The sequence below is a fragment of the Gordonia sp. IEGM753 genome, assembly GCF_050321825.1.
Taxonomy (GTDB): Bacteria; Pseudomonadota; Gammaproteobacteria; order Pseudomonadales; family Pseudomonadaceae; genus Aquipseudomonas.
Genome location: NZ_JBNQGB010000002.1, coordinates 521,188 through 533,927 on the forward strand (window position 1 = coordinate 521,188; position 12,740 = coordinate 533,927).

The following is a 12,740-nucleotide window of genomic DNA, read 5'->3' on the forward strand; positions in this document are numbered from 1 at the left end:
CGCAATAAAGATAATAGGACTCATTATCACTTGATAGGTTGGTTTTGCCGCTCATGCCAGCTCCTGATCCTTGCGCCCTGCACGTGCTGTATAGCGAACATAATGGCTGGCTCAAAAGCTGGTTACGCGCCCGCATGGGTAACGCTAGTGATGCAGCAGATTTGGCTCAGGACACGTTTGTACGCTTGCTCACCTCTCGTGATGTTGAACATATCCGCGAACCACGTACCTACCTGAGCGCCATCGCCCGTGCGCTCATGATCGACAAATTCCGCCGCCGTGCACTTGAGCAGGCGTATCTGGAAGCCTTGGCTCTGCGCCCGGAACGGCTGGATATCTCGCCTGAAACCCGGCTGATGATTCTTGAGACCCTGGTGGCAATCGATAAAATGCTAGACGGCATGGGCGAGCGTACGCGGCAGATTTTTCTCGCCGTGCAGTTGGAAGGCTTGAGTTATGTGGCTACCGCGGAACGCGTTGGGGTGTCGGTGACCACCGTAAAAAAACACGTGATCCGCGCCATGACCCACTGCCTGCTACTGACGGAGGACTGATGGCCACGCCCCTCGACCTGCAAACCCTGGAAGTCGCCGCCTCCTGGTATGTGCGCCTCAACAGCACAGCGCCCACAGAGGCCGATCACCAGGCATGGCGGAATTGGCTGGCTGCCAGCCCGCAGCATGCGCGGGCTTGGGCGAGGGTAGAGAAATTGCAGAATCAATGGGCCGCGCTGCCAGCGGATGTGTCGCTGTCGACGCTGGCCGGGGTACAGGCCCACCGCAGGGCGGTGCTCAAAACCCTTGGCCTGCTGCTGGCGGTGGGCGGCAGCAGCTGGCTCGCCACTGAGCACCTGCCCTACCGCGCCATGCTCGCCGACCAGCGCACCGCCACCGGCCAGCGCCGCCACTTGCGGCTGGACGACGGTAGCCAGCTGGATCTCAATACCGACAGCGCGGTAGACATCAAATTTAGCGCCGAGATGCGCTTGATCCGCCTCCACCGCGGCGAAATCCTCTTACAAACTGGCAGCGACAGCCGCCCCCTTATCGTTGAGGCGCCGCAAGGCAGCATACGCGCCTTGGGCACCCGCTTCACAGTGCGTTGCGAGCCAACGTCCACCGACGTGTGCGTGCTGGAAAAGGCCGTAGAACTACGCCCCTTAAATCACCCTTCGCGGGTGCTGCGCCTGAACGCCGGTCAACGGGCTCACTTCAATCGAGACGAGATCAGTGACGTTACACCCGCCCCGCAAGGTTCAGGCGCCTGGAGCCAAGGAATGTTGACGGTGATCGATTGGCGTCTGGCGGACTTTATCGCTGAGCTCAGCCGCTACCGAACGGGCGTGCTGCGCTGTGCTCCTACCATTGCAAACCTGCGCCTCAGCGGCGCATTCCGCATCGATGACACCGATACGATCCTGGAAAACCTCAGCCAATCCCTCCCAGTCACCGTTCACTTCGTGACGCGCTATTGGGCCAGCGTCGAAGCCGCTTAATTTTTTGCGAATTACTCTCATCTAGGGTTGCCGATTTACGTTTTCGTTCGGCCATGTACAGAACGCAGCATTCACGACTGCCTCTGTGCCCTGCCAACGGAAGGAAACCCCAATGTCACGATTCACCCTCAGCGCCGCCTGGCCACTAGCGCAGACTGTTCATCTGGCTGTGACGCTCAGCGTATTCTCAGCCTTGAGCCTTGCATCGACTCAAGTACTGGCGCAAACCCAGCCCCATGCTTACCAGATTAGATCGGGCTCGCTCGGCGCGGCCCTGAGCTTGTTTGCGACAGCGGCGAATGTCACGTTGTCGTTTAATACCGCGCAGACCCAGGGCATGACCACGCAAGGATTGACAGGCACCTATAGCGTCGACGAAGGCCTCGCGCGCCTGCTGGCGGGCAGCGGTTTGCAGGCTCAACGCCAAGCCAATGGCGCCTATGTGTTAGTGCCTGCCCCCAAGGATGACGTTCTGCAATTAGGTGCCACAAACATCTCCGGACAGGCACTGGATGGCGTCAGCGAAAACACCGGTTCCTACACCGTAGGCTCCACAACCACGGCGACCAAACTGAGCCTGAGCCTGAAGGAAACCCCTCAATCCGTCAGCGTCATGACCCGCCAGCGCATCGACGACCAGAACCTGAACAGTATCGGCTCGGTGCTGGAGCAGACCCCAGGGATCAACGTACAAAGCCCCGGCAGCGACCGCCTATACGTGTTCTCGCGCGGTTTGGCCATTGATAATTACCAATATGACGGCATGCCGACCACCTCGTTCGCGTTCAGCCAAGCCTTGCCCCAGGCGCTGTCTGACATGGCGATCTACGACCACGTGGAAGTACTGCGCGGCGCCTCGGGCCTGTTGTCAGGCACCGGCGATCCTTCCGGCACCATCAACCTGGTGCGCAAGAAGCCAACCTCAAAATTCCAGGGCTACGTCAGCGCTGGCCTGGGCTCCTGGGACCTGTACCGAACCGAAGTTGACGTATCCGGCCCGCTGACCCCTACCGGCAATGTGCGCGGGCGTGCGGTCGCGGCCTACCAGCAGGCCAACAGCTTTACCGATCACCTGCAGCAGGAAAAAACCATCCTTTATGGCGTAACGGAATTTGACCTGAGCGACAGTACCTTGGTGACCGTCGGCGCCGAATACCTCTACAACGATCCGCGCGGATTCTCCACCACTGGCCTGCCGATGCTGGACAACAAGGGCAAACAATTGAACTTGTCGCGCAGTGACAACCCTGCCAGTCGCGACAGCTCCAACCGCCAGGAATCGGTGAACGCCTTCGCGTCGATCGAGCAAAAGCTAGACCACGACTGGACCTTGAAAGTCTCCGCCAACTCCCTGTATGGCACGCGCGAGTACGACTCGATCATCGTCGGTACCACCACCGGTTTCGTCAATTCACAGACCGGTGCCGGGCTGGGCTTTACCGCGACCAAGGGTGATAACACGCAAGAGCAAAAAGGCGTGGACGTGATGCTCTCTGGCCCCTTCGAGTTGCTGGGGCGTGAGCATGAACTGGTGGTCGGTTTCAACTACCAGGGCTACGAAAACCGCCGTAACGGCTTCGGTAACCTGTTGGCCAACGGCACCAGTAACAACGGCGTCAGCGGCAAGCCGGTGAATATCTACAGCTGGGACAACTATGCGCCCAACGCGTCTTACAACTTCAACCGTGAAGACGACAACATTAACCAATGGCAGAACGGCGTCTACTTGGCGACCCGCCTGAAGCCGACCAATGACCTCTCGGTAATCCTGGGTACGCGCGTTAGTAATTACCGCTACGACGCCATGTTTCATTACAACGTGGCCAGCCTGAAGGCCTTTGAAACCGATGACACCCTACGGGTTAACGGCAAGGTCACGCCCTATGCCGGCATCGTTTACGATCTGACCCCCAACCACTCCATCTATGCCAGCTACACCAGCATCTTCAAGCCGCAGCCGTACCGCGACACCAGTGGCCACTTGCTGGACCCGCGTGAAGGCGACAACTACGAAATCGGCCTCAAGAGCGACTATTATGGTGGCCGCTTGAACACTGCTATCGCGTTGTTTGAGGTCGATCTGGAAAATGACGCCATCGCTGATGGAACGGTTATCGGCAACAGCAACATAACCGCCTACAAAGCGAAAAAGACCAAAACCCGCGGCATCGACATGGAAGTCAGCGGCGAACTGCTGCCGGACTGGAACCTGAATGCCAGCTACAGCCACAGCGTGGTCAAGGACTCTGAAAACGAGCGCGTCAAAACCATTATTCCGGCCGACATGGTCAAGGTCTGGACCACTTACCGCCTACCTGGCGAGCTGGACCGAGTGACCGTTGGCGGTGGTGTGAACTGGCAGAGCGGCATCCATATGACCGTGGATAGCTGGCAACTGCCGGCTCCAGCCAAAGTAAAACAAGGTGACTACGCCACCGCTAACCTGATGACGCGTTATCAGCTGACCTCTCAATGGTCGGCCACTGCAACCGTCAATAACCTGTTCGACAAGAAATACATCAGCTCACTGGACGAGAACTTCCGTAGTGGCTCCTACGGCGCACCGCGCAACTTCATGTTGACTACCAAGTACGACTTCTAAGCGGACAAAGTCGGATCTGAAGGTTAGTGGCTCGAGGGCGGAGTGTTTGGGAGGGTGGTGGATTCGGCTCTTTGTGGGCTGGTCTGACGATATCGCGAGCAGGCTCGCTCCCACACTGAATTGTATATAGCTAGGTGAAGCCCCGGTTTTTTCGGGGCTTTCTCGTATTTGGGTCAGAGCACGTGCTGGGAGATGAGTTTGGAGATTTGCACCATGGAGGTCCTGCCGGTGAATTCGAACTTCACCTTGCCCAGTGACGAGAAGTAGACCTCCAGTTCTGAGTCCATGTCGAACGTGCCGGATGTTTCCACCGAGTACGCGACGATGTTTTTGTACGGCAGCGAGGTGAAGTCTTTTTTGCTGCCGGTGATGCCTTGTACGTTGACGGCAATGATGCGTTTGTTGGTGAACACCACGCCATCACGCATGGATTTGTAGGCGTCGATCACGTGTTCGCCTTCGAGCAAAAGGTCGGTAACGCGTTGAGCGTATTCTTCGTTTTGCTTGAGTTTGAAGAATCCCTTGTTATTGAAATCTATCATTGGCCGCTCCTGTTTTATGTCCTTGGTGGCTATTCGATCTGAATCGGTCCCTTGGTCCCGGCGTCGCTGTCCATCCAGTAGTCCTGATTTTGCAGGCGTCGGTCGCCCTGGAGGGTGAAGGTGATTTTGCCTTGGTGGAATTGGAGTGTGCCGTCAGTGCGTTTGGCGTTTACCCGTTTGCCGTTGACCCAGACGTGTTCTTTGGCGTCGACGCGGATGGTGGCGACGGTTGCGCCGGCATCGCTCTTGGCCACCCATTGCCCGACGTAGGGGGTTGGAGTGCCTGGGTTGTCGGCGGCGGGGTTGGTGAAGCCGGCCTTGGCGTTTTCAGCCTTGGTTTTGTGGATGTCACAGCCTTGGGCTTCGCTGACTTGTGTGCAACCGGACTGCTCCAGTTGTTGACGGTATTTGTCGTTGATGGCGTAGGCCGGGGATTGCGCTGTAATCAGGATGACCAGCGCTGGCAGGATGAATCTGTTCATGTGGGCTCCTTTTGCAGTCACGTCGGACGGCATCGTACGGTCACTGTGATTCGCGCGCGTGCTGCGCTTGTGCCACAAAATATTTCAGACATCGCGCGCCTTGGGTTGTGCTCTTCTAGACTTAACGGGAAGTCGTAGACAGAACCGAACACGTCGCTTTGGTGCAGGTTATTCAAGGGCAGCGTGGCAATCTGATTTTATTGCCCTTTATAGCGGTGCGGCGAAGACCGCGCCGGGCATAACAAGACGCCCTCTCAAGGGTGCCCTGGCCAACGGCCTGAAAATGCCACGATACCGTGACGTGGTGTGAATGCCGCAGCCGACACTTTCGGACGATCGACAACCGCCTGGTTTGTCCGTGACCGTGAGGATTGCTGTATGCCTGATGAGATGTTGCACCTGCCAATGGTCAACAGTCTGCTGGAGCGCCACAAACGCTCCCCCGGTGCGCTGTTGCCCATTCTTCATGAGATTCAGGCGGGCATCGGTTACATCCCCGATGCTGCCATTCCCGAGATTGCCCACGCCCTCAATCAGAGTCAGGCCGAGATTCGTGGGGTAATCAGCTTTTACCATGACTTTCGTACCGCGCCACCGGCCCGGCATATCCTGCGGCTGTGCCGGGCGGAGTCGTGCAAGAGTCGCGGCGCCGAGCAGCTTGCGGCGCAGTTGCGCGAACGTCTGCAACTCGATGACCACGGCAGTAGCGCTGATGGCAGCATCAGTTTGCGTCCGGTGTATTGCCTCGGTGCCTGCGCCTGTTCGCCCGCACTGGAACTGGATGGTCAGGTGCACGCCCGGCTGAGTGCCGAGCGTCTGGATGCACTGCTTGATGCTTGCCGGGAGGACGCGTGATGCCTCTTTATTTGCCTGCTGATTCGCTGGCCCGTGCCGTGGGTGCCGATGAGGTCGCGTTGGCCCTTGGCGATCAAGACCTGCAACGGACCAGTTCTCGTGGCCTGTATTGGCTGGAACCGCTATTGGAAGTCGACACTGCGCAAGGTCGTATCGGCTTCGGCCCGCTGACGGCTGCCGACGTGCCGTCCGTGCTGGATGCGCTGCAAAGCGATTCCACCGCACATCCGCTGGCCTTGGGTCTGGTGGAGGAATTGCCCTACCTGAAAACGCAACAACGCCTGCTATTTGCCCGCGCCGGCATTACCCGGCCGTTGTCGCTGGATGATTACCGGGCCCACGGCGGTTTCGAGGGTTTGAAAAGAGCTGTCGCCATTGGCGGCGATGAGACCGCGACAGCAGTGTTCGATTCAGGCCTGCGTGGGCGTGGCGGCGCGGCGTTTCCGGCCGGGATCAAATGGCGAACCGTACGCGCCACTCAAGCGGCGCAAAAGTACATTGTGTGCAATGCCGACGAAGGCGACTCCGGCACCTTCGCCGACCGCATGTTGATGGAAGGTGACCCGTTCCTGCTGGTCGAAGGCATGGCCATTGCCGGTATTACCGTTGGCGCCAGTTACGGCTACATTTACGTGCGCTCGGAATATCCGGATGCCGTGGCCACCTTGCGAGCAGCGCTGGACATCGCCCGGTCCAACGGTTACCTCGGCAACAATGTCAGCGGCAGCGGCCAGGCTTTCGACATGGAAGTGCGCGTCGGCGCCGGCGCCTACATCTGCGGTGAAGAAACCGCGCTGCTGGACTCGCTCGAAGGCAAACGCGGCATCGTCCGCGCCAAGCCGCCGATTCCTGCGTTGAAAGGCCTGTTTGGGCAGCCGACGCTGGTGCACAACGTGCTGACGCTGGCCTCGGTGCCGCTGATTCTGGCCAAGGGTGCGCAGTTCTATCGTGATTACGGGATGGGCCGTTCCCTGGGCACCATGCCCTTCCAATTGGCGGGCAACATTCGTTACGGCGGCCTGGTGGAACGCGCCTTCGGCCTGACCCTGCGCGAATTGGTGGAAGGCTACGGCGGCGGTACCGCCAGCGGCCGTCCACTGAAAGCCGCGCAAGTGGGCGGCCCGCTCGGCGCCTGGGTGCCACCTTCGCAATTCGACACGCCGCTGGATTACGAGGCCTTCGCCGGCATCGGCGCGATGCTCGGTCACGGCGGCGTGGTGGTGGCGGACGACAGTCTGGACATGGCGCACATGGCGCGCTTCGCCCTGCAGTTCTGCGCCGAGGAATCCTGCGGTAAATGCACGCCGTGCCGCATCGGTTCGACCCGGGGCGTGGAGGTGATTGACCGTTTGCTGGCCGCGCCGGACCAAAGCAGTCGCGATGAACAGGCGATCATCCTCAAGGACCTGTGCGACACGATGCAATACGGTTCGCTCTGCGCGTTGGGCGGCATGGCTCCATTTCCGGTGGTCAGCGCCCTCAAGTACTTCCCCGCCGACTTCGGTCTGCAGCCCTCGGAGGCCGACCAATGATCACTTACTTCGACCCGAAAACCGATATCGATCTCGGCACGCCCGCCCGCGACAGCCAGGTGCAAGTCACCCTGAACATTGATGGCCGCAGCATCAGCGTGCCCGAAGGCACCTCGGTAATGCGCGCCGCTGCGCTGCTGGGCACCACCATTCCCAAACTGTGCGCCACCGACAGTCTGGAAGCCTTCGGCTCTTGCCGCATGTGCCTGGTGGAGATCGATGGCATGCGCGGCTACCCGGCGTCCTGCACCACGCCGGTCAGCGAAGGCATGAGCGTGCACACCCAAACGCCGAAACTCGCGACCCTGCGGCGCAACGTGATGGAGTTGTACATCTCCGATCACCCGCTGGACTGCCTGACCTGCTCGGCCAACGGCAACTGTGAGCTGCAAACCGTTGCCGGTCAGGTTGGCTTGCGCGAGGTGCGTTACGGCTATGAAGGTGACAACCATCTGGCCGATGTGAAAGACACCTCCAACCCTTACTTCGATTACGACCCGAGCAAGTGCATCGTCTGCAACCGCTGCGTGCGCGCCTGCGAAGAAACCCAAGGCACCTTTGCCCTGACCATCACCGGGCGCGGCTTTGAATCCCGGGTTTCGGCGGCTGGTGGCGAGAACTTCCTCGACTCGGAATGCGTGTCTTGCGGCGCCTGTGTACAGGCCTGCCCGACCGCGACGCTGATGGAAAAAAGCGTGGTCGAACTCGGTCAACCGGAACGCAGCGTGATCACCACGTGCGCCTATTGCGGCGTGGGCTGCTCGTTCCGCGCCGAGATGAAAGGCGACAAGTTGGTACGCATGGTGCCGGACAAGAATGGCCAGGCGAATCACGGTCATTCCTGCGTCAAAGGACGCTTTGCGTGGGGCTACGCGACCCACCCGGATCGCATCACCAAACCGATGATCCGCAACAACATCAAAGACCCGTGGCAGGAAGTCAGCTGGGATGAGGCGGTGACTTACGCCGCCAGCGAATTCCGTCGCTTGCAGCAAAAGTACGGTCGCGATTCGATTGGCGGCATCACCTCCAGCCGCTGCACCAACGAAGAAACCTACCTGGTGCAAAAACTGGTGCGCGCTGCGTTCGGCAATAACAACGTCGACACGTGTGCGCGGGTTTGCCACTCGCCGACCGGCTATGGTTTGAAACAAACCTTGGGCGAGTCGGCCGGCACCCAGAGTTTCGACTCGGTGATGAAGGCCGACGTGATTCTGGTGATGGGCGCCAACCCGAGCGATGCGCATCCGGTGTTTGCTTCCCAGCTCAAACGTCGCTTGCGTGAAGGTGCGCGGCTGATCGTGATCGACCCACGGCGCATTGATCTGGTGGACTCGGTGCACGCCCGCGCCGAGCTGCACCTGGCCCTGCGCCCGGGCACCAACGTCGCCATGCTCAACGCGTTGGCCCACACCATCGTCACCGAAGGGCTGCTCAACCAGGCCTTTATCGACGAACGTTGCGAGGGCAGCGATTTCGCCCGCTGGAGTGAGTTTGTCAGCCGCGCGGAAAACTCGCCGGAAGTGCTTGGCCTCATTTGCGGCGTCGACGCCGCCGACATCCGAGCCGCCGCTCGTTTGTATGCAGGCGCCGGCAACGCGGCGATCTACTACGGCTTGGGCATCACCGAGCACAGCCAAGGCAGCACGGCGGTGATGGGCATCGCGAACCTGGCCATGGCCACTGGCAACATCGGCCGCGAAGGCGTCGGCGTGAATCCGCTGCGTGGGCAAAACAACGTTCAGGGTTCGTGCGACATGGGGTCGTTCCCTCACGAACTGCCGGGTTACCGCCACATTTCCAACGAAGTGGTGCGCACGCAGTTCGAACAGGCGTGGAATGTCACGCTGCAACCGGACCCGGGCCTGCGTATTCCCAACATGTTTGAAGCGGCGCTGGCCGGCAGTTTCAAGGGTTTGTATTGCCAGGGTGAAGACATCGCCCAGAGTGACCCGAATACCCAGCACGTCACCGCGGCGCTGTCGGCCATGGAATGCGTGGTGGTGCAGGATATTTTCCTCAACGAAACCGCCAGGTTTGCCCACGTGTTCTTACCGGGCAGTTCGTTTCTGGAAAAGGACGGCACGTTTACCAACGCCGAGCGGCGTATTTCGCGGGTGCGCAAGGTCATGGAGCCCCTAGGCGGCAAGGCCGACTGGGAAGGCACCGTGGCATTGGCCAACGCGCTGGGCTATCCAATGAACTACACGCACCCGTCGCAAATCATGGATGAAATCGCCAGCCTGACGCCGACGTTCACCAACGTCAGCTACGCCGCACTGGACAGCCACGGCAGTCTGCAATGGCCGTGCAACGCCGCCGCACCGGATGGCACGCCGACCATGCACATCGAACAATTCGTGCGCGGCAAGGGCCGCTTCATGCTCACCGGATACGTGCCCACCGAGGAGAAGGTGAACAATCGTTATCCGCTGCTGCTGACCACCGGGCGCATTCTCAGCCAGTACAACGTTGGCGCTCAAACCCGACGTACCGAAAACGTTGCCTGGCACGACGAAGACCGCTTGGAAATCCACCCGACCGACGCCGAAAGCCGTGGCATCAACGAAGGTGATTGGGTCGGCATCGGAAGCCGCGCAGGCCAGACAGTGCTGCGAGCGCGAGTCACCGAAAGGGTTGCGCCGGGGGTGGTGTACACCACGTTCCACTTCCCGGAATCGGGGGCCAACGTGATCACCACCGACAACTCGGACTGGGCCACCAACTGCCCCGAGTACAAAGTCACCGCCGTGGAAGTCAGCCGCGTCTACCATCCTTCGGAATGGCAAAAACGCTACCAGGCCTTCAGCGACGAGCAGGACCGCTTGCTCAGCGAACGTCGCCAGGCACGCGGCGCGAAAGCGGAGGTGCGCCGATGAGCACGGACAACCTGATCAAAATGGTCAACCAGATCGCCCTGTATTTCGCCAGCGAACCGGATCAGCAACAGGCTGTGCTTGGGGTGCGCAATCACCTGCAGATGTTCTGGACGCCGGGCATGCGCAAGGAATTGCTGGCCTGGCAGACGGAGCATCACGGGGCCGATTTGCACCCACTGGCGCAACAGGCAGTCAGTGGAGCGGGCTGGGAGGCTTAAGTTGCCCGGCAGGTCTGGCAATATTCCAGAAAGCCCACAAATCTGCAGGGGGCTGACTTGCAGGCGATGAAGCTTTCATTAGCGCCTTCGCCTGCAAGCCAGACGACTACAAAAACCCTGTGGAAGCAGTTCAGCACCATTCACAACGCTTAACAGGCAACAGCAACCACCTGCGTTATCATCGCCGGCTGTGCGCCAAGAGCCTGAATCCGGATGTCCGTACCTTTGCCATCGCCTGACCATCACACTTCACTGCCACCGGTTCTGGTCGGACCGCTGTTGCGACGGCTGGAGCCTGCGCGATTGGTGCTTTGGCTGGTAGGAACGCGGGCGCTGGCGCTGACATTGCGCCTGCAAGGTGTCGGCGATATTCGCCTTGATGCCGGGCAATGCACGGTTATCCCGGTCGGTCGTCATGCTTTCGTGCACTTGATCGACGTGCCGCTGGATACCGCCCTGCCCTGCGACACAGTGATTGATTACGACGTGCTGATTGACGGCGCTCAAGGCATTGCCGATTGGGCGCCGCACCTGCTGTACGGCGACGCACGTTCGGCGAACTTCGTATTGCGGTCACGCATTGATCAGATCCTGCACGGCTCTTGCCGCAAACCGCACCATCGCGCCAATGACGGTTTGCTGTGCGTCGATCAATTGCTCGCGACCACTCATGAACCGCAGCAGCGGCCGGCATTGCTGATGATGAGTGGCGACCAGGTGTACGCCGACGATGTCGCGGGGCCGATGTTGCGGGCAATTCATGCCCTGATCGAGCGCCTGGAATTATTCGAGGAGCACCTTGAAGGTGCCGTGGTCAGCGACAGTGCAAAGCTCTACCAGCACCCGGCCAGTTACTACCACCGTGCGGATTTGTTACCGGCGCTTGAAAGCAATGAAACCCTGCGCGAGCGATTTTTCGGTGGCGCGCGTAAGCCGATTTTCACTAGCAGCAGTGCTGACAATCATCTGGTGACCTTCGCCGAAGTCATGGCGATGTATCTATTGGTGTGGTCGCCGACGCCCTGGGCGCTGATCGCTGCACAACCACCCGAACTCACGCCTGAAAGACTTAAGCGCTATACGCTTGAACAAACGCGTATCGAGGCGTTCAAGGCCGGGCTCGGCGGCGTTGGGCGGGCGATGGCGCATTTGCCCTGCCTGATGATTTTCGACGACCACGACATCACCGACGACTGGAACTTGTCCGCGCAATGGGAAGAAACGGCCTACGGCCATCCGTTCTCCAAGCGCATCATCGGCAACGCATTGATCGCCTATATGGTGTGCCAGGGCTGGGGCAACAATCCGGATGCATTTGGCGATGTGCTGGAAAAAACCCTGCAATTAAGCGCCACGGCACAAGATCGATACCTCGACAGCGCCGTTCAGGATGACTTGATCGACGCACTGCTGGGGTTCCAGAACTGGCATTACGTGCTGCCGACCCAGCCTGCGCTGGTGGTGATCGATACGCGTACACGGCGTTGGCGCAGCGAGATGAACCTCAAGCAACCGTCGGGTTTGCTGGACTGGGAAGCCCTCAGCGAACTGCAACAGGAACTGCTGGATCATCCGTCGGCGATCATCGTTTCACCGGCGCCGATCTTCGGCGTCAAACTGATCGAGACTGTACAAAAAGTGTTCAGCTGGTGTGGTTATCCGCTGCTGGTGGACGCCGAGAACTGGATGGCGCATCGCGGTGCGGCGCAAGTGATCCTGAACATTTTCCGACACTCGCGCACACCCGGTAACTACGTGGTGCTCTCAGGCGATGTGCATTATTCCTTCGTCTACGAAGTATTAATCCGACACCGCAAGGCAGGACCGCGTATCTGGCAGATCACCAGCAGCGGCATCAAAAACGAATTCCCACCGAAACTGCTCGAATGGTTCGACCGTCTCAACCGCTGGCTCTACTCGCCGCGCTCACCGCTGAACTGGCTGACCAAACGTCGACGCATGCGCATCATTCCGCACATTCCCGAACACGCAGAAGCGGGCGAACGGTTGTGGAACTCCGCGGGAATTGGCCAAGTGTTCTTCAACGAAAAAGGCCAGCCACAGGCGATTTATCAGCACAATTCAAACGGTTCGCCGAGAACCCGCATGGTTGCGCCCGAACACAGCGATTGACC

General features: G+C 59.7%; 10 protein-coding genes. 8 read left to right on the top strand and 2 right to left on the bottom strand.

Annotation, left to right across the window (positions count from 1 at the left end; translation table 11 throughout):
- Nucleotides 1–53: 53 nt before the first annotated feature.
- The 3 genes from ACQR3R_RS15365 to ACQR3R_RS15375 all read left to right on the top strand — a co-directional run bounded on the left by ACQR3R_RS15365 (nucleotide 54) and on the right by ACQR3R_RS15375 (nucleotide 4,097).
- A complete protein-coding gene (locus ACQR3R_RS15365) occupies nucleotides 54–554 on the top strand; it encodes a sigma-70 family RNA polymerase sigma factor (RefSeq protein WP_428273128.1) in 501 nt (166 codons plus the stop codon).
- On the top strand, nucleotides 554–1,495 hold the full coding sequence (locus ACQR3R_RS15370; protein ID WP_428273129.1) for a FecR domain-containing protein: 942 nt from the start codon (nucleotides 554–556) through the stop codon (nucleotides 1,493–1,495). Before ACQR3R_RS15365 ends, ACQR3R_RS15370 begins: the two co-directional genes overlap by 1 nt.
- Before the next feature lie 112 nt (nucleotides 1,496–1,607).
- The gene (locus ACQR3R_RS15375; protein ID WP_428273130.1) at nucleotides 1,608–4,097 is read left to right on the top strand and encodes a TonB-dependent siderophore receptor; all 2,490 of its coding nucleotides are present in this window, start codon (nucleotides 1,608–1,610) and stop codon (nucleotides 4,095–4,097) included.
- Nucleotides 4,098–4,270: 173 nt separating this feature from the next.
- Here the strand turns inward: ACQR3R_RS15375 and ACQR3R_RS15380 are convergent, their stop codons facing one another.
- Both ACQR3R_RS15380 and ACQR3R_RS15385 read right to left on the bottom strand, forming a co-directional pair.
- Entirely contained in the window at nucleotides 4,271–4,639 is a 369-nt protein-coding gene (locus tag ACQR3R_RS15380) for a PH domain-containing protein (protein ID WP_428273131.1), read from the bottom strand.
- 29 nt (nucleotides 4,640–4,668) lie between these two features.
- On the bottom strand, nucleotides 4,669–5,121 hold the full coding sequence (locus ACQR3R_RS15385) for a hypothetical protein (RefSeq protein ID WP_428273132.1): 453 nt from the start codon (nucleotides 5,119–5,121) through the stop codon (nucleotides 4,669–4,671).
- Nucleotides 5,122–5,499: 378 nt separating this feature from the next.
- Between ACQR3R_RS15385 and ACQR3R_RS15390 the strand changes: the two genes are divergently transcribed.
- From ACQR3R_RS15390 to ACQR3R_RS15410, 5 genes are all read left to right on the top strand, one after another.
- Nucleotides 5,500–5,976, top strand: a complete 477-nt coding sequence (locus ACQR3R_RS15390; RefSeq protein WP_428273133.1) for a formate dehydrogenase subunit gamma — start codon at nucleotides 5,500–5,502, stop codon at nucleotides 5,974–5,976.
- Complete coding sequence (locus ACQR3R_RS15395) at nucleotides 5,976–7,508, top strand: NADH-ubiquinone oxidoreductase-F iron-sulfur binding region domain-containing protein (protein WP_428273134.1); 1,533 nt, start codon at nucleotides 5,976–5,978, stop codon at nucleotides 7,506–7,508. The genes ACQR3R_RS15390 and ACQR3R_RS15395 overlap by 1 nt, the downstream gene beginning before the upstream one ends.
- Nucleotides 7,505–10,387 (top strand): formate dehydrogenase subunit alpha, encoded by a 2,883-nt coding sequence (gene fdhF, locus ACQR3R_RS15400; RefSeq protein ID WP_428273135.1) that lies wholly within the window; start codon nucleotides 7,505–7,507, stop codon nucleotides 10,385–10,387. Before ACQR3R_RS15395 ends, fdhF begins: the two co-directional genes overlap by 4 nt.
- Nucleotides 10,384–10,605, top strand: a complete 222-nt coding sequence (locus tag ACQR3R_RS15405; RefSeq protein WP_428273136.1) for a formate dehydrogenase subunit delta — start codon at nucleotides 10,384–10,386, stop codon at nucleotides 10,603–10,605. The genes fdhF and ACQR3R_RS15405 overlap by 4 nt, the downstream gene beginning before the upstream one ends.
- A 213-nt stretch (nucleotides 10,606–10,818) precedes the next feature.
- A complete protein-coding gene (locus tag ACQR3R_RS15410; RefSeq protein ID WP_428273137.1) occupies nucleotides 10,819–12,738 on the top strand; it encodes a hypothetical protein in 1,920 nt (639 codons plus the stop codon).
- The last annotated feature ends 2 nt before the right edge of the window (nucleotides 12,739–12,740 follow it).